The sequence below is a fragment of the Oceanobacillus sp. FSL W7-1293 genome, assembly GCF_037969815.1.
Taxonomy (GTDB): Bacteria; Bacillota; Bacilli; order Bacillales; family Amphibacillaceae; genus Oceanobacillus; species Oceanobacillus oncorhynchi.
On record NZ_CP150212.1, the window covers coordinates 215,914 to 233,028 of the forward strand.

17 protein-coding genes are annotated in these 17,115 nt (G+C 40.0%); 14 read left to right on the plus strand and 3 right to left on the minus strand.

Translation table 11 applies throughout. The annotated features are described in order from the left end of the window. Window positions 1-109 precede the first annotated feature (109 nt). From MKY65_RS01160 to lhgO, 7 genes are all read left to right on the plus strand, one after another. Complete coding sequence (locus MKY65_RS01160) at window positions 110-922, plus strand: hypothetical protein (protein ID WP_339181537.1); 813 nt, start codon at window positions 110-112, stop codon at window positions 920-922. A 323-nt stretch (window positions 923-1,245) separates the two neighbouring features. After that, entirely contained in the window at window positions 1,246-2,253 is a 1,008-nt protein-coding gene (locus tag MKY65_RS01165; protein ID WP_339181539.1) for a TAXI family TRAP transporter solute-binding subunit, read from the plus strand. Then, window positions 2,253-4,193 (plus strand): TRAP transporter permease, encoded by a 1,941-nt coding sequence (locus MKY65_RS01170; RefSeq protein ID WP_339181541.1) that lies wholly within the window; start codon window positions 2,253-2,255, stop codon window positions 4,191-4,193. Before MKY65_RS01165 ends, MKY65_RS01170 begins: the two co-directional genes overlap by 1 nt. Before the next feature lie 4 nt (window positions 4,194-4,197). After that, on the plus strand, window positions 4,198-4,899 hold the full coding sequence (locus MKY65_RS01175; RefSeq protein ID WP_339181544.1) for a FadR/GntR family transcriptional regulator: 702 nt from the start codon (window positions 4,198-4,200) through the stop codon (window positions 4,897-4,899). A 12-nt stretch (window positions 4,900-4,911) separates the two neighbouring features. Continuing rightward, the gene (locus tag MKY65_RS01180; RefSeq protein WP_339181547.1) at window positions 4,912-6,318 is read left to right on the plus strand and encodes an FAD-linked oxidase C-terminal domain-containing protein; all 1,407 of its coding nucleotides are present in this window, start codon (window positions 4,912-4,914) and stop codon (window positions 6,316-6,318) included. Next, the gene (locus tag MKY65_RS01185; RefSeq protein WP_339181549.1) at window positions 6,311-7,591 is read left to right on the plus strand and encodes a (Fe-S)-binding protein; all 1,281 of its coding nucleotides are present in this window, start codon (window positions 6,311-6,313) and stop codon (window positions 7,589-7,591) included. Before MKY65_RS01180 ends, MKY65_RS01185 begins: the two co-directional genes overlap by 8 nt. Window positions 7,592-7,611: 20 nt before the next feature. After that, window positions 7,612-8,817: an L-2-hydroxyglutarate oxidase gene (gene lhgO, locus MKY65_RS01190; RefSeq protein WP_339181554.1), complete on the plus strand. Its 1,206-nt coding sequence runs from the start codon at window positions 7,612-7,614 to the stop codon at window positions 8,815-8,817. A 153-nt stretch (window positions 8,818-8,970) separates the two neighbouring features. Here the strand turns inward: lhgO and MKY65_RS01195 are convergent, their stop codons facing one another. Further along, the gene (locus MKY65_RS01195) at window positions 8,971-9,237 is read right to left on the minus strand and encodes a hypothetical protein (RefSeq protein ID WP_339181557.1); all 267 of its coding nucleotides are present in this window, start codon (window positions 9,235-9,237) and stop codon (window positions 8,971-8,973) included. A 411-nt stretch (window positions 9,238-9,648) separates the two neighbouring features. Between MKY65_RS01195 and MKY65_RS01200 the strand changes: the two genes are divergently transcribed. From MKY65_RS01200 to MKY65_RS01215, 4 genes are all read left to right on the plus strand, one after another. Next, window positions 9,649-9,921, plus strand: a complete 273-nt coding sequence (locus MKY65_RS01200; RefSeq protein ID WP_042535874.1) for a CotD family spore coat protein — start codon at window positions 9,649-9,651, stop codon at window positions 9,919-9,921. Between the two features lie 201 nt (window positions 9,922-10,122). Continuing rightward, a complete protein-coding gene (gndA, locus tag MKY65_RS01205; RefSeq protein ID WP_339181559.1) occupies window positions 10,123-11,529 on the plus strand; it encodes an NADP-dependent phosphogluconate dehydrogenase in 1,407 nt (468 codons plus the stop codon). Window positions 11,530-11,817: 288 nt separating this feature from the next. Then, entirely contained in the window at window positions 11,818-12,468 is a 651-nt protein-coding gene (locus tag MKY65_RS01210) for a YdeI/OmpD-associated family protein (RefSeq protein ID WP_339181563.1), read from the plus strand. 74 nt (window positions 12,469-12,542) lie between these two features. After that, a complete protein-coding gene (locus MKY65_RS01215) occupies window positions 12,543-13,718 on the plus strand; it encodes a GNAT family N-acetyltransferase (protein ID WP_339181566.1) in 1,176 nt (391 codons plus the stop codon). 59 nt (window positions 13,719-13,777) lie between these two features. Here the strand turns inward: MKY65_RS01215 and MKY65_RS01220 are convergent, their stop codons facing one another. After that, window positions 13,778-14,638, minus strand: a complete 861-nt coding sequence (locus tag MKY65_RS01220; RefSeq protein WP_339181568.1) for a YihY/virulence factor BrkB family protein — start codon at window positions 14,636-14,638, stop codon at window positions 13,778-13,780. Window positions 14,639-15,208: 570 nt separating this feature from the next. Between MKY65_RS01220 and MKY65_RS01225 the strand changes: the two genes are divergently transcribed. The 3 genes from MKY65_RS01225 to MKY65_RS01235 are packed head-to-tail and all read left to right on the plus strand — an operon-like array spanning window position 15,209 to window position 16,327. Continuing rightward, a complete protein-coding gene (locus MKY65_RS01225) occupies window positions 15,209-15,655 on the plus strand; it encodes a DUF948 domain-containing protein (protein WP_339181569.1) in 447 nt (148 codons plus the stop codon). Beyond that, complete coding sequence (locus MKY65_RS01230; RefSeq protein ID WP_042530991.1) at window positions 15,652-16,104, plus strand: DUF948 domain-containing protein; 453 nt, start codon at window positions 15,652-15,654, stop codon at window positions 16,102-16,104. The genes MKY65_RS01225 and MKY65_RS01230 overlap by 4 nt, the downstream gene beginning before the upstream one ends. Beyond that, window positions 16,094-16,327, plus strand: coding sequence for a hypothetical protein (locus MKY65_RS01235; RefSeq protein WP_339181574.1), 234 nt, complete (start codon window positions 16,094-16,096; stop codon window positions 16,325-16,327). The genes MKY65_RS01230 and MKY65_RS01235 overlap by 11 nt, the downstream gene beginning before the upstream one ends. Before the next feature lie 42 nt (window positions 16,328-16,369). Here the strand turns inward: MKY65_RS01235 and MKY65_RS01240 are convergent, their stop codons facing one another. Further along, window positions 16,370-16,801: a DUF948 domain-containing protein gene (locus tag MKY65_RS01240; protein ID WP_339181577.1), complete on the minus strand. Its 432-nt coding sequence runs from the start codon at window positions 16,799-16,801 to the stop codon at window positions 16,370-16,372. Between the last annotated feature and the right edge of the window lie 314 nt (window positions 16,802-17,115).

The window sequence follows — 17,115 nt, forward strand, 5'->3', positions numbered from 1 at the left end:
TGTTAAGTATATACTAAAATATCAAACATATTGAATCTGGGTAGAAATCTCGCTTAGGAAGATTTGTTTGAAGTAGTATAACTCAAAAAATTATACAAGGAGTGGTAGGATGGAGAAAGAGGATAAACAGCAAGAAAAAGGTGTAGAGGAGGAACACGCTGCATCAGCACCGGATGGAGAGAAAATGGAAGAACTGGCGATGGAGCAGGAGACACAGCAGCTGGATGCTTCGAATCAGCCGGAGCAAGAGCCGAATGAAGCCAAAACACATCTAGAGCAGGCTGCCGGCGAATCCAGTGAGGCAGGTCAGAAGGAAAAAACAAAGGGATCGCAATTTGATTTTCAGGAAAGCTTTAATGAAATCAAAGGGATTGCATTAGACGCAGCATTAAGGCCAAATACACTTATTCATTCCGGCCGGTCGATAAAAGTGGAAACCAGTCTCATTATTTTCGCTTTATTAGCTGTGCTTGTAAGTATTTGCCATTATTTATTTTATCGATATGGCTTTGATGGGCTGTTCTACTTTTTGGGAGACATTAATTTCACCTTTGTTTTACAAACCTTTGTCTCTTGGCTTATTACATTTGCGATAGGTTATTTCTCGCTCTATATTTTGCTGAAGCAGTTCGGGAATAAAACAATGGAGCATAAGGAATTATTGACGAAATACGTGGTGGTCAATATTCCGTTTGTCCTTGTGTTTTGTCTCGTGACATTGTTTTTTGGCTTATTATTCATTGATTTATTTATTGTGACATATGTATTTTCATTATTACTTTTCGGCTTTATACATGTTTATTTATTTTTAGCGCTTATGGAAAAATCTCGTTTTGATGTTTTTTGGACCTTAACGGTATATCAGCTGGTACTTATTGTTGCGTCGTATTTCTTGGTTGGCGTGGACTTTGGAGGAATTTAATTTATCTCAACGGAAAAACCAGAGCGATCTTCGGATTACTCTGGTTTTTTGATTTGCCCAATAAAAGTGGCAAATTCCCTGCTGTTATGTCTTTTTAACTATTTTTGTGCAAGGGTAGATATCTCTTCCTGTTTTTAATGCTTACTAAAACAAGGCTTGGGCCTATACGGAACGCGGATTGAATAAACCTTAAAAAATGGGAAATTTAAAATAAATTTTAAATCATTTGTCAGAATTTTATATTTAGGTATTGTCACAAAATGTTCAATGTTGTAACATTGTATTACAAGTTAATTTGAAAGCGCATACAAAGGGGTGTTTGAATGAAAGGTAAGCTATTTTTATTTACAGTACTTATTTTTACCTTTGTTTTATCTGGATGTAATTTTGAGAAGAAAGAAATTTACAACATCGCAACAGCAACCACTGGAGGTACATATTATCCGATCGGGGTCGGAATGGGGCAGCTTTGGACAGAGCATTACCGGGAACAGAATATCAAATTTAACGGACAGGCCTCTGCAGGTTCTGTTGAGAATATCGATTTACTCAAGAATGGAGAAGCTGATTTTGCCATACTCCAAGGGTTGATTTCGACACAGGCAGCGGAGGGAAGCGGTATTTATGAAGGAGACCAATACGAAGAGCTTCGGTCTGTGGGGATGATTTGGCCAAACGTAGAGCATTTTGTATTAATGGAAGATTTTGTTGAGTCTGGAGATATCTCTGATATTGCGGGCAGATCGTTTTCTGTAGGTCCTCAGGCAAGTGGTACAGAACAATCTACCGTAACAATGATGGAAGGGATTGAGTTAGGAAAAAGTGATATCAGAACAGAGTATCTTGGATATGATGATACGATTTCGGCAATGAGGGATGGCCGGTTAAATGGTGGATCTCTTCCTGCAGGAGTACCCGTATCTGCTATTACAGATATGTATGCAAGCGGATTGAATGCCGCTATTTTAGAGGTGACCGATGAACAAATGGACGATATTAATGATATCGTTCATACGTGGTACCGCTATACTATTGAAGCTGGTTCTTATCCAAGGCAGGAAGAAGATATTGATACGATTGCCCAGCCAAATATTTTAGTTACCACTTCGGATATGGATGAAGAAATGGTTTATAACTTAACCAAGATACTATTTGAAAATCGTGAATATATGATTGGGATTCATAATTCCGCCCGGGAAATGCAGGTGGAGACAGCGTTGGAAGGCTTGAATACACCGCTTCATGCAGGAGCTTACCGCTATTTTGAAGAGCAAGGTATAGAGATTGAAGCGCATCTGAAACCAGAAGAGTTAAGAGAGGAGGAAAATTAATGGCGAATGCACAGGCAAAAAACGTAGATATCGAGAAAAATCCAAATGATAACCCGATTGCAGATCCGAAATCGTTGCGTAATAAAATTATCGCTGTTGTCGGTATTATCTTATCAGTCTTTGTTTTACTCACTTCCAGTTATCTAAACATTCAGGAATTTTATAGAAATACAATCTTTTTAATCTTAATCTTTGTAATGGGATTTTTGCTTCATCCGTCAAACAAAAAGAAGACAGGGAAAATATCATCAATAGATATCGTTATGCTGTTCCTGTCGATTATTTCCATTGGATATATTACGGTCACGTATACAAATTTGCATGTGGATCGGTTATCCCAGGCAAATACAGTTGATTATATATTTGCTGTCTTATGTATTTTAGTATTGTTTGAGATAACACGCCGGGCTATCGGCTGGTTTATTCCTATTTTGAGTGTTATTGCTTTGCTTTATGGCATTTATGGTGCGTACTTTCCTATTGATTTTGCTCACTCCGGTTTTACATTTGAAAGATTGCTGTATCGAATTTACATGACGTCTGATGGAGTTTTCGGCAGCACGCTATCCATTGCTTCTACTTATATTGTATTGTTTATCTTATTTGGTTCATTCCTTACCGTGAGCGGTGCAAGTAATTTGTTTAATGATTTAGCTCTGGCGATTGCAGGACAGCGCCGGGGAGGGCCAGCCCAGGTTGCCGTTATTACAAGTGCACTGACAGGGTCATTGAACGGCAGCGCTGTAGCGAATGTGGCGACAACGGGTGCCTTTACGATTCCACTGATGAAAAGTATCGGATTAAAGCCGAAGTTTGTGGGAGGAGTAGAGGCTGCAGCTTCTACGGGAGGCATGCTGATGCCGCCGATTATGGGAGCGGCAGCATTTATTATGGCAGGCTTTTTAGGAATTCCTTATACGGCGATTGTTTTAGCCAGTATCCTGCCCTCCTTGTTATATTTTATTGCTTTGGTATTTGCGATTGATACAGAAGCAAAGAAGCTAGGACTGAAAGGAATTAGTAAGGAGAATATCCCAGATATCAAAAAGGTACTATTGGAAAGAGGCGCCTTACTTTTGCCGATTATTGTTGTGATGGGTGTGCTTCTATTAGGGAAAACAGCGATTTTTGCCGGTTTTGCCGGAATTATTGCTACAATTATCACTTCTTATTTAACCAAAGACAAAACAAATCGGATTACCTTCTCTAAGCTCTTTGAGGCACTTATTGATGGAGCCAGAAACTCCGTACAGGTCGCTATTGCCTGTGCTTCTGTAGGGATTATTATTGCTGTTGTTTCTATGAGCGGTGTCGGATCGATGCTTGCCTATAATGTCGCGGATCTTGCAGGAGGAAATCTGTTTATTATATTAATACTGATTATGATTACTTGTATTGTGCTTAGTCTGGGGCTTCCATCCACAGCATTATATATTGTGGTAGCTGTAACAGCTGCGCCGGCACTTGTTCAAGTAGGCGTTAATCCTTTAGCAGCTCACTTTTTTGTATTTTATTATGGCGCCATGTCTAACGTAACGCCGCCTGTCGCGTTAGCTGCCTATACCGGAGCAGGAATTGCGAAAGCGAATCCGATGCAGACGGCTTGGACAGCTTTACGGTTAGCATTTCCAGGATTTATTATCCCAATCATTATCGTTTATGATCCAATCTTGCTGCTGCAGACGGATGATGGACCAATTAATTATTTCTTATTAGCACAAGCATTTATTTCTGCGGTTATAGGAGTTTATGCCCTCTCTGTTGGATTCGGGAACTATATTCGAGTAAAATTAAATATAGTAGAAAGAATCATATTAATCGGAGTGGCCTTCTTCTTGATTTCTACGAGTCAATTATTAGACGTCATCGGACTGGCATTATTTGTAATCGTACTTGTTTTCCATTTCATAAGAAGCAGGCGGCTCCTGGAGGCAGGATAATAAAATGAAACCGTTCAAAAAAGAAAAGTTATCTGATATTATTTTTTCCCAGTTAGAAAATATGATTAAAACTGGCGAATACGCTGAAGGACAAAAGCTTCCTTCAGAGAATGAGCTGGCGAAATATTTTGATGTCAGCAGAGTACCCATCCGGGAAGCAATCAGTAAATTAGTCTCTGTCGGCTACGTAGAGTCGATGCAGGGAAAGGGAAGTTATGTCAAACGTCTGGATGCGGCGGATGAATTTAAGGAATATACTTACGGCGAATTTACAAAAAAAGAGTTATTTGATCTGTTAGAAATGCGAGCGCTATTGGAAGTGGAAGCAGCAGGATTTAGTGCAGTAAGGCATACGCAAGAAGCGCTTTCGAAAATTGAACAGGCACTGAAGGACTTTGAAGAAATTACAAGCAATGAATATTCGATTGGTTTAAAGGCAGATTATAATTTTCATCAGGCGATTATTCAATCGACAGAAAATAATTATATAATCCAAACCTTTCAAAACTTAGAGCGCGTTCACAGGAATGCATTGGAATATTCACTGAAACTGAATATAGGAAAACCTAGAAAAAGAGAAGAGGTTTATAGCGAGCACGAACGTATTTATTTGGCAATAAAATCCCAAAATGCAGCAGAAGCCATGGAAGCGATGCAATTACATCTGACAAACATGCGCAGAAAGTTGGGTGACGACAGAATATAGGTGGGTTAAATAATGAAAGAAAAAATAATAGAAAAATTGACTGAAATAGTAGGAGAGCGTTTGTTAATAGATGTTGATGACCGAATATCATACGGCTATGATGCGTCTTTTGGGCAATATATGCCGGATTATGTGGTTCAAGTGATGTCTACAGAAGAAGTGCAGAGAATTGTGCAATTGGCGAATGCTTATGAAATTCCCATTTATCCAAGAGGGGCGAGCACCAGCCTTTCCGGAGGACCATTACCTGTACATGGAGGTATTGTGATAGATTTTTCACAATGGAATCAGTACCTGGAAATTTTTCCGGATGATTTGTTAATCAAGGCAAGCCCAGGTGTGAAAACAGGAGATATTCATCAATTGGCAGAGGAGCATAACTTAATGTATGCGCCAGACCCTTCTTCCTCCTCCATCTGCACCATTGGCGGGAATTTAGCAGAAAACGCCGGTGGTCCCCGCGGAGTAAAGTATGGTGTGACAAAGGATTATGTATTAGGACTGGAAGTGGTTACTGCGGAAGGAAAAGTTATCCGTACGGGCGGAAATACTGTTAAAAATGTGACCGGCTATGATTTAACGAAGCTTTTAATCGGATCAGAGGGGACCCTTGGAATTATTACAGAGGCAACTTTAAGGCTGATTCCAAAGCCGATGGATACGAAGACAGCAATGATTATATTCGAGGATTTGTATACCGCCGGAAAGTCTATTTCCAAAATTTTAACGTCAGGGGTAAGACCTTCTAAAATGGAGATTCTTGATCAGAATGCGATAAATAAAGTGGAGGATTATGCTGGACTGGATTTACCCAGAACGGCCGCGGCTATTCTGCTTGTTGAAGTGGATGGGGATTCAGATGTATTGATGAAGGAACTGCATGTTATTCAACAAGCTCTTTTAGAAATTGGTGTAGAGAATGTGCAAATTGCAAAAACCAAAGAGGAAGAAGCAAGGCTCTGGCAGGTGAGAAAATTAGTTTCACCTGCGATTGTCCAAAGCGGCTACACCAAAATATCAGAGGATGCGACCGTCCCGTTGAGTAAGATTCCAGACATGTTTCGGAAGATAGATGAAATGAAGAAAAAGTATAATCTGAATATTGTTGTATTTGGCCACGCTGGTGATGGCAACCTGCACCCAACGATTAATACCAATATGCGGGATGCGGATGAAGTTTCCAGGGTGGAGGATGCGGTCGAAGAAATTTTTCATTACGCCATTGAATTAGGCGGAACCTTATCAGGTGAACATGGAATCGGAACGATGAAAAAGCCGTTTTTTCCAAAAGAAGTGGGAGAAGCCGGCATGCTATTCCAAAAAGCGATTAAACAAGCGCTTGATCCGAAGAATATCTTGAATCCAGGAAAAATATTCCCGGAAGCGGGAGAGAAAAGGTTAGTGTTAAAAAATGACTGAGCAATTAATTGAAAAATTGGATTATCAGGCAACCTTTGATTGTGTGCAATGCGGGTACTGCTTGCCTGCTTGCCCCACCTATCTGGCTTTCAAAAAAGAAAAGCATTCTCCAAGAGGACGTATCAATTTAGTGCAGATGGCAGCGGAAGGAAAGATAGATATTGAGGACATGCGGGAAGGGATTGATTTATGTCTGGGCTGCCGGGCATGTGAAACCGTTTGTCCAACCAATGTCCGTTACGGCGATATTCTGATGTCGGCCGTCGAGGTGCTGAAAGATAATAAAAAAATGGGTCTATTCGAGAAGGGAGTCAGAACAGCTGCTTTTAAAGTGGTTTTGAAAAACAAACAGATTCTGAGATTGGTGAATAGGAGTTTATATGCTTATCAGGTGACCGGAGTGAAGCGTGTGGTTAATCGGCGTAATCTTCTAAAACCGATGGAGAAATACCGAGACTTGAATAAAGCCATGCCGGAAGTCCAACTAAGTAAGCGGCTGAAAAACCCGCCGAATCCTTTTAGAAAATCAGCAATTCAGGTTGGTTTCTTTCAAGGCTGTATTATGGACGTATTTTTCAGCCGGATTAATGATTTAGCTTTTAACATTTTAAACGGACATGGAATGGAAGTAACGAATATTCCGTCACAAACATGCTGTGGTGCCCTGCAGCATCATGCAGGAGAACACGATCAAACGGCAGAGCTGGCCAAAAAAAATATAGAAGCCTATGAAGCTTATGACTTTGATTATATTGTCAATACCATTGGCGGCTGTGGAGCAACGTTAAAAGAATATCCAAAGCTGTTTAAAGAAGGAACAGAATGGCATCAGCGGGCATTGAAGTTTACGGCAAAGGTTAGAGATATTTCTGAGCTGATGGCAATGGCTGATTTGGATTTTCACTATGAAATTCCGAAGAATGCTGTATTTCAGCCGTCGTGTCATTTGGAAAATGTACAGCAGGTGTTTGAGGACCCATTAAAAATCATTAAACGGATTCCTGGACTGAACTATATGGAGTTAAAGGATAAATCGCTCTGCTGCGGTTCAGCAGGTATTTATAATATCCTGCATTTTGAGGAATCCATGCAAATTTTAGATATGAAGATGAAAAACGTTAAAACAGCAAGACCGGAGCTGATTATTACTTCCAATCCGGGCTGTCATATCCAAATGCAGCTAGGAGTAGAAAGAGAAGGCTTATCGGATGTGATTTCAGTGAAGCATATTGTGGAAGTAGTCGCGGAAGCTTGCGGTATTCAAACAACTTAAGCAGAGGCAGGGGAAGCACAGTGAAAGTAGACATAGTGATTGTTGGAGCAGGGATTATTGGCTTGAGCACCGCTTACCAGCTATCGAAAATGCATCCAGATAAAAACATTGCAGTCGTAGATAAAGAAGCAGAGGTAGCGAAGCATCAGACAGGACATAATAGCGGTGTGATTCATTCAGGGATTTATTATAAACCGGGCTCCTACAAAGCGAGATTTGCCCGGAATGGATCGAAATCGATGATGGAGTTCTGTGAAAAGCATCAAATAGAATATAACCAATGTGGCAAAGTAATTGTGGCAACAAGTGAGTCCCAACTTGCGAACATGAATAAGCTATATGAGCGGGGAATCGAAAATGGGTTAGATGTCGAGCGCTTAAGCCGTGATGAAGTGAAAGAGATTGAACCATTTGTAAATACAGTCGGCGGGATCCACGTTAAAAATACCGGCATTGTGGATTTTAAAAAGGTTACAGAGAAGTACGCCGAGCTGTTTATAGAAAATGGCGGCATGCTGCAGTTACATAATGAAGTGAAAGATATCCAAATGGAAACAGAAAAAATAACCGTAGTAACGAATGAAACGACATATGAAGCGGATTATTTGATTAATTGCGCCGGACTGTATAGTGATAAGCTAGCGCGTATGGCCCATATCGAGACAGATGTTCAAATTATTCCATTTCGCGGCGAGTATTTTGAATTAGATAAGCGTATTGAACATTATGTGAAAACATTGATTTATCCAGTCCCTAATCCGGATTTGCCATTCCTGGGTGTCCATTTTACAAACATGATTGGCGGCGGAGTCGATGTAGGGCCTAATGCCGTGTTGGGGTTTAAGAAAGAAGCGTATCAAAAAATCGGTTTTAATTTAAAGGAAACGTCGCAAATCATAACCTTTCCGGGGCTGTATCGAATGGGCATAAAAAACATGAAGGAAGCTATCGGTGAATATTATCGGTCATTTAGTAAAAAAGCATTTGTAAAGGAAGCACAAAAATTAATTCCTTCATTAACAGCAGCGGATATTAAGCCGATGGAAGCGGGAGTACGTGCGCAAGCGATGAAGCCGGATGGAACGATGCTGGATGATTTCTATTTTGAAGAAAATGCGTCAAGTCTGCATGTATTGAATGCACCATCGCCTGCTGCAACATGCTCGATTGAAATAGGAAAGGAAATTGCAAAGCGTTTTAACCAAAAAATGTCGGCGATAACCTGAAAGGTATCTTTCAATGGTTCACACTCTTGGTTTAGAAACAAACAAATCCCAGGGTGTCTTCTATTATTTGCTCGGAAGACATCCTGGGATTTTGTATAAGCAATATTTTCACAGCCAGATTTCCTGTAACTCCTTTGATGGAGATAGACAGTCTTATGCTTTTGGACGTGTACGAGACCAGGAAATAGCTGTCATTACAATCAGAACAATCACGGAACTGATAAAAGCAGCCAGACTTATATTGCCGATAAGAGCAGCATCTTCCCCCTCAAAGAAATAACTGATAAAGATAGAAATAAGACTGATTGAGCTGACAACCATCGGTGGAACAATCCGCTTCTCTTTCACAAATATACTTATTAATATGAGAATAACGGCAACGCCAAGCATGATTGGTAAGTATCCTGTTAAAAATTCCATTATATCACTCCAGTAACTGAACTAAATATGACGCTTCTATTGTATAAAGTTTCCCGATTTTGGATGTAATTAATCTGACACTTTTATCCTAATTCCTCTCTCTTACAAAGAGCAGGAAAATAAAGCTTTCCAATCCTTTTTAGAACACCCCTTAAATAAGAATCCAAGAGAAATTCCTGAAAAATAGGTTATTATATCAAACCGAGTACGGGGGGGACACATAGTCTATAGAGAAAGATTAAAGAAATGGAAAGGAGGTCCTTTACGGTGAGAGGTAGTAACAAACATCATCAAGGACAATTTAATCAAGGCTGGGGGAACCAAAATCAACAGGTACAAGGAGCTTCTATGAATGGTATGAATGGAAATTGCAATGGCAATGGAATGCCACAGCAAATGCCGCAGCAACAAATGCAGCCAGAATACTGTGCACCACAAGTATCACCTACACAACAAGGTCCAACACAAGTATCTCCAACAAAGCAATACGTAAAAACAAACGTTTCTAATACTGAGGTAAAGCATGTCCATCCTAGTCACACTACAAATGTTAATAAGCATATGACAACACACAAGCACTATTTCCCTCATACAGAATCTGTTGTAAATGATATTAAAGAACAGCATGTTATGTGCGGAAAGCCGCATCATCCTTGTCCGCCGCAAGGCCCTTGCGGGTGCTAAGGAGATTTGTGTGTAACTAGAAAAATCATCGATTCGCAGTTTGATGTGATGCTGCGGATTGGTGATTTTTTCTGTCAAAAAACCGGCCAAGTTATCATAGTATTGAGAAAAAATAGCGTGGGACTTGGTTTCTTTAGAAGAAATCCGTTATAATAAGAAAAGGTTCATTTTAAATTTTTAGGCAGAGAGGATCGAGTATATATGAAGCAAGAGATTGGTGTTATTGGCTTAGCTGTTATGGGTAAAAATATTGCGTTAAATATAGAAAGCCGTGGCTTCGCTGTATCTGTTTTCAACCGTACCTACCAGAAAACAGAAGAATTTATGGCGAACGAAGCAAAAGGGAAAAACTTTTACGGTGCCGAAACGATTGAAGATTTTGTTCAATCTTTAGAGAAGCCCCGCAGAATAATGCTTATGGTGAAAGCTGGTCCAGCGACAGACGCAACGATCGCATCCTTGCAGCCATACTTAGAAGACGGCGACGTGTTGATTGATGGAGGAAATACACTTTATGAAAATACGATGCGCCGTAATGAAGAATTAGATAAAACAGGTATCCATTTCATTGGAACTGGTGTATCCGGCGGGGAAGAAGGCGCATTAAAAGGACCTTCAATGATGCCTGGCGGACAAAAAGAAGCATATGATTTAGTTGCTCCAATCTTTGAAGCAATTTCGGCAAAAGTAGATGGCGAACCATGTGTAACGTATATCGGACCAAATGGTGCAGGTCATTTTGTGAAAATGGTTCATAATGGAATTGAATATGGAGATATGCAGTTAATCGCCGAAGCATATGATTTAATGAAGAATGTGGTCGGCTTAGATGCAAAAGAACTGCATGAAGTGTTTAAAGAGTGGAATAAAGGAGAGCTTGATAGCTTCCTGATTGAAATTACAGCAGATATTTTCACAAAAGTGGATGAGGAAACGGGCAAACCGTTAGTTGAAGTGATTCTTGATAAAGCAGGCCAAAAAGGTACTGGAAAATGGACAAGCAAAAATGCCCTCGACTTAGGGGTGCCGCTTCCATTAATTACAGAGTCTGTATTTGCACGCTTTATTTCTTCCTTAAAAGACGAGCGCGTCAATGCAAGCAAAGTGTTCTCTGGGCCTGCCAAAACAGATGTAGCTGAGAGCAAGGAAGAGCTAATTGAAGCTATCCGTCAGGCGCTTTATATGAGTAAGATTGTTTCTTACGCACAGGGCTTTGCACAAATGCGTGCAGCGTCTGAAGAAAACAATTGGGACTTGAAATATGGCGATATCGCAATGATTTGGCGCGGCGGATGTATTATTCGTGCAAACTTCCTGCAAAAAATCAAAGAAGCATATGATCGCGATGGAGACCTGCCAAACCTGATGCTCGATCCATATTTCAAAGAGATTGTAGAAGGATATCAAGCGTCTCTTCGTAAGGTTGTTTCGTTAGCTGTGCAGCATGGTGTTGCTGTACCGACGTTCGCGAGTGCGATTGCTTACTATGACAGCTATCGTTCAGAGGACCTGCCAGCTAACTTAATCCAGGCGCAGCGCGATTATTTCGGTGCGCATACGTATGAGCGTAAGGATAAAGATGGTGTATTCCATTCACAATGGTTTTAATGAATTTGTGAGAAAGATGTTTGATTTTTAATAATGCTATGATGTCCCGGAGTCAATTGGTTGATTCCGGGACTTTTTAATATCACTCCGTGTAAAGTAAGCAGCATGAAAAAATAAGATGGGGCGGGATAACGATGAGAAAAAGAATAGGATGCTTACACGCTCATTACTCAGTCATTATGTGCTTTACTAAATAGAAAAGAACGAGAACACCGTATTTGCCTATCAATATGCTTTCTTGATTCTTGGTAAAAATGATATATTTACATAAGACAGGGAGTGAATATAATGTCTATTATAGATAAATTAAAGCTTCATAAATACACAAACTTGGCTGTCATCAACCAGCCGAATGACTATGATGTATTCACGGAACAAAATCAAGCATTGCAGCAAGCGCATGATGCGATTTTTATTTTTGTAGAAACGTTGGATGACATGATTACATATACAAATCAAATTGTAGCGCAGCAATTACTGCTCCCAAAAGGATATTTATTTTTTGCTTACCCTAAAAAGGGAAACAAGCGGTATAATACCTCTATTCATAGGGATGAGATTTTCCCCGCCATGAAGGTGGACGAAGAAGGGTATGTGTCAGGCAGTGATTTGAAATTTTCCCGTATGGTACGTATGGATGATGTGTTTACTGTAATTGGCTTAAAACGCGAGGAGCGAAAAGAGAAGAAATCTGCCTCATCGAGTCAGCGCATAGCAGATTATGCCGAGAATGTGAAAGATATTGAAGCGTTATTAGCTGCATTTCCTGAGGTGCTTTCATTTTACCGGAGTCTGACACCTGGCTATCAAAAAGACTGGGCGCGCTACCTTTTTTCTGCGAAACAAAAAAAAACACGTGACAAGCGTAAACAGCAGATGCTTGATATTTTGTCTCAAGGATATAAATCGATTGATTTGTACCGCCAGCAGAAGAAATAATTGGTTTAACACGAGGAATCGCCCCTATCATTTTCACTGAATGAAGTTTTTATTCGTCAAAGAGGAGGATTGTTATGATTAAACAAATTCCAGTAACCAATGATGAAATTTATGAGCTGTCCGCTTTTGCCTTTCAAGCTACGCCCGCACCAGGAGAAATAGAAAAGAAAAAAGAAGCAAAAAAGAATGAAACGGTTTGGGGCTGGATGGAAGGAGAAAATCTTGCTGCAAAGGTCCATCTGATTCCATTGGAAACACGTATCCATGGCAAGGTTATCAAAACAGGGGGCATTGCCTCTGTGGCAACTTGGCCGGAGTATCGGAGGAAAGGAGCTGTTCGGCAGCTGCTTATCCATGCTCTAGGCGAAATGAAAAAAGCAGGTTATCTTGTTTCTTATCTGGCGCCGTTCAGTGTTCCATTTTACCGGAAGTTTGGCTGGGAAATGACCATTAATGAGATGCAGTTTACGATTCCGATGGAGCATGTACCTAAATTTAAGGATATAACAGGCTGTGTGCGTCGGATGAAAAAGGGTGAAGAAGCGATTTTAAAAGAGGTTTATCACGCTTATACCGAACAGTATACAGGGATGCTGGTACGCGATGATCATTGGTGGGAGCACAAGATTTTCAGCAAAGAAGAATTAATCACAGCGATTAGTTATGATGATGCGGGAATGGCAGACGGATATGTCCGTTATCAGGTAAAGAATAGTAAGCTGGACATCGATGAATGGGCTGCGGTTACTCCGGAAAGTAAAAAGCGGCTGCTGCAGTTTATTGCCAATCATGATTCGATGGCAAAGGAAGTACAAATGACACTGCCGGATGATGATTTACTAACGCTTTTTATGGAAGAACCGAGGGCAAAGCAAGAACAAAAGCCATATTTTATGACAAGAATTGTTGATGTAGAAGCATTTCTAAAGGTATATCCATTCTTGACGCCGGCAGAAAAGGAAGAAAGCTTTAGGTTGAAAGTGGAAGATGACGTTTTGGAAGAAAACAGCGGCGTTTATCAGATTTATTTTCAAAATGGATCACATTATGCAGAAAAAACAGAGGACACGGCAGGAGAGAATGTGACAGCATCGGTGACAATTCAACAATTAACGATGATTTTGTTAGGGAAACAAACCTTGGAGCAGCTTTACCAGCAGGCGTTTATCTCTGGTGAATTAGAAAATATGGTAAAGCTGGATACGTATCTCCCTAAGAAAAAACATCCGTATCTTGCAGACTTTTTCTAAACCATCATAAAAACCAAAGTCGGCCCTCTATATCAAGAAGACCGACTTTGGTTTTTTCATTAGACTTCCTTGCTGCTTGCCGTTTCTTTTTTGGCTTTTGTAGCATCATCTATTTTTTTCTGGTGATACATACTGTTTAACAACGCGCCTACCAGAAGAATAATGCCTGTTAAGAAGAACCAGATCATCAGAATGATAATTCCTCCGAGACTTCCATACGTTGCAGAGTAATTGCCGAAGTTAGATACATAAATGGAAAAAGCAAAAGAGCTTACCAGCCATAAAATACTTGCTGTTAATGTTCCAGGTAAAATATGGCGGAAAGGAAGCCGTTTATTTGGCGCAAATCGATATAAGCCGAGTAAAATAACGGTAACAATCACAATGACCATCACTAAACGTGAGATTTGCAGGATAAATCCAGTGCCTTCGCTGATGCCGATAAAGGAAATCAAGAAATTGATAATAGCATCTCCGAATACAAGCAAAATGATAGACGAAATGGCCGCTAACAGTACGCCGATAGTCAGCAGGATAGCTATTCCCCGGGCTTTAATAAATGATCTGGTTTCTTCCACTTCAAATGCTTGGTTGGATACCTTGATGAAAGCATTAACCCCGTTGGATGCAGACCAGATTGTACCTAAAATCCCGACAGTCAATAATCCGCCGCGTGGGGTCTCAACCAAGCTGATGATATTTTCTTCAAAGGTTGCTGCAAGCTCTTGCGGCAAGATGGAGCCGAGAAACCCGACAGCATCATCTGGACTTATGTTAAAATAAGGAATAATTGCAAAGCCAACGATAAGAAGCGGGAAGACGGCTAATAGAAAATAATAAGCAAGCGCAGCTGCAAGTAATGTCGTATTATTCTCAGTAAAACGTTTCATAAAATCTTTGCCGAATTGTTTAATATCCATAGTCGCCTCCAATAAAAATTTTTTTCATACCTTTCCATTTTAGAGGGAATCCCAGAAAAATGGAATAAATATATCCATAACGTTTAGGGAAAGATGAAGGTATGTAAACTCTATACCCAAAAATAAAGAGATGTAATCTTGGTAAATAGGAAATAAGATAACTTTCTGTACGTATGACAGAAGACGAACACCAGCCTTGATGATTTTCATCACCGCAGGAAGATTGTCTGGAGAGGCGTTTGTTTGCCTGAAGAGTTGTACGCCAGTGGGCAAAGAATTTGAAGAAAATACCATGTACTTGTATGACTCCCTTTAACGAATGCCGTGTTTTCTGGTATTATAAAGAAGAAACGTTTTATTTATTTTTTCAGGTGGTATAATATTGTTTATAAAGGCTATTTAAATAGTCTGATTGAAAATGGAGAAATCCGGGCAGCTTTCTGAAGGAATCGCGAGTCCATTTTATCCTTTTAAATAAGCAGGACTGGATGAGGCTATTCTTGGATGAGGAATAATTCAAGCTTAAATGTATACGCACTTATATTTTGAAGAAGGAGGGGTTTTTTACATATGCCTATTATTTCCGTAGGGATTTTACTTGTTGCTATCGCGTTTGCGGTCGTATGTTGTTATATAGCTTTTATGTTAAATCGGCTTACCTATAATATTCGTTCGCTCGGCAGATCAGTCGTAAAAATGGAAGAAGAAATGAATCATATTACACCTGAAATTTCGACATCCTTACAAGAGGTGAACCATTTAATTGATGATACGCATGAGAAGCTGCAGGCAACAGACAGCGTCTTTGGCTCTTTAGAAGATGTAGGCACCTCTGTCCAGAGCTTAAATGAAGCTTATAAAGTGAAACGACAAGCTTTGGATGATGCGAAATTGGAAGAAAAATTAAATCTGGCAATGAAAGGTATCACGTGGAGTGAAGCGGCGATGCAGATTTATAAAAGTTACCAGGCAAGTAAAACAAATAAAGTCAACCAGACGAGGGAGGAAGTAAAATGACATTAATCGGAGTCGGCGTCATTATTATTGGAGTCGCAAGTGTTATTTTAGCTATTTTTATTGCTCATTTATTAAATAACTTAGCAAGTGTATTAAGCGGCGTCGATAAGACAGTACAGCAATTACCGGAGCAAATGGATGGTATTTTAAAAGAGACAACAAGTATCATGCATGAAAGTAACCAGGCTTTAGCTGATATTAATAACAAGATGGAGCAGCTGAGCCCGCTGTTTTATATCGTTGGTGATGTTGGGAATGCAACACGGAAGCTATCTTCTTCCTTAGTGGATGTAACGGATTCTGTAAAAACAAAAACAGAAGTCGGTCAGGAAGTTTCCGGTAAAAACAACTTAGGCGGCGTGTATGGCGGAGTTGCCCTTGGTTATTATTGGTTAAAGAAAAAGCGGGATCTAAAACGCGAGAAACGGGCATACACCCATGAGCAATAAAGGATCTAAAGCAGGTATCGTTGTCAGTTCAGCTGTTGGGGCTGTATTAGGCTGGGCAGCAAGTTCTTATGTAGATAAGAAACGAAATTTAGAAGAAAATCCGTCATTATTAACTCGTCTGCGTGATTTTGAACAGCGGTTGTATCATGATGGCTTTCAAAAATCGACAGAGCTTCAGGAGATACGGCAGGAAGTAGAAAATAGAATTGCAGAAGAAAAGTAAAAAAACGCTTGGAACAAAGGTTCCAAGCGTTTTTACATTGAGCTACTTTCTGTTCTGTTTTACAAGGAAATATCCAATAGTAGCTAAGCCGTAAATGCCTTGCAAATTTTTATTGGTTATCGTCATATTTGCTTCTTCTGTACTTTCCTGTAATTGATTTGCTGTTTTAAGTACAGACGATGACAGGTTATGTGTAGCTCGTCCTGCATCACCAACTAAGTAGAATAAAGGAGATAATTCCTTGATTTGCTGGTTCACCTGCTGCAAGGTTTCATTTCCTGTTTTAAGGACGTCTGTTATTTGCGAGGTGATGCCTTCTACTTGCTCCGGCAATTGATCTGTTGTTTTTTGAGCACTTGCGATGAGCTTGCTCGCCCCTCCTAATTTTAGAAAAAGAAAAGCAGCTACCGCCAATAAACCAACTCCAATCAGAACAGCTCCAATACCTAATACAATTAATATCCAATCAGCCATAATCATACCTCCGAATCATTATTCCTAAATATACAATATCACATGAGGAACAGTTTCAAACATTTATTTTTATTTTAGCATACTACAAAAGATAAGTCATAAACCTAAGGGTGCGCCCATAAATTTTAATAAAGGCTTTGGCAGTTTATATTCCTTAACGTTTGTACATGCTGTAGGAAACAGCTTTGTAATAGCAGAACGTGTGAAGAATCCGTTTTTCTCAGATTAGCCTGAGACAGCGGCTGCTCGTCCCGGTAAAAGGTTACTAACATGTATTATTGCCATCATTATTCACTTATATCGACTATTTCTGG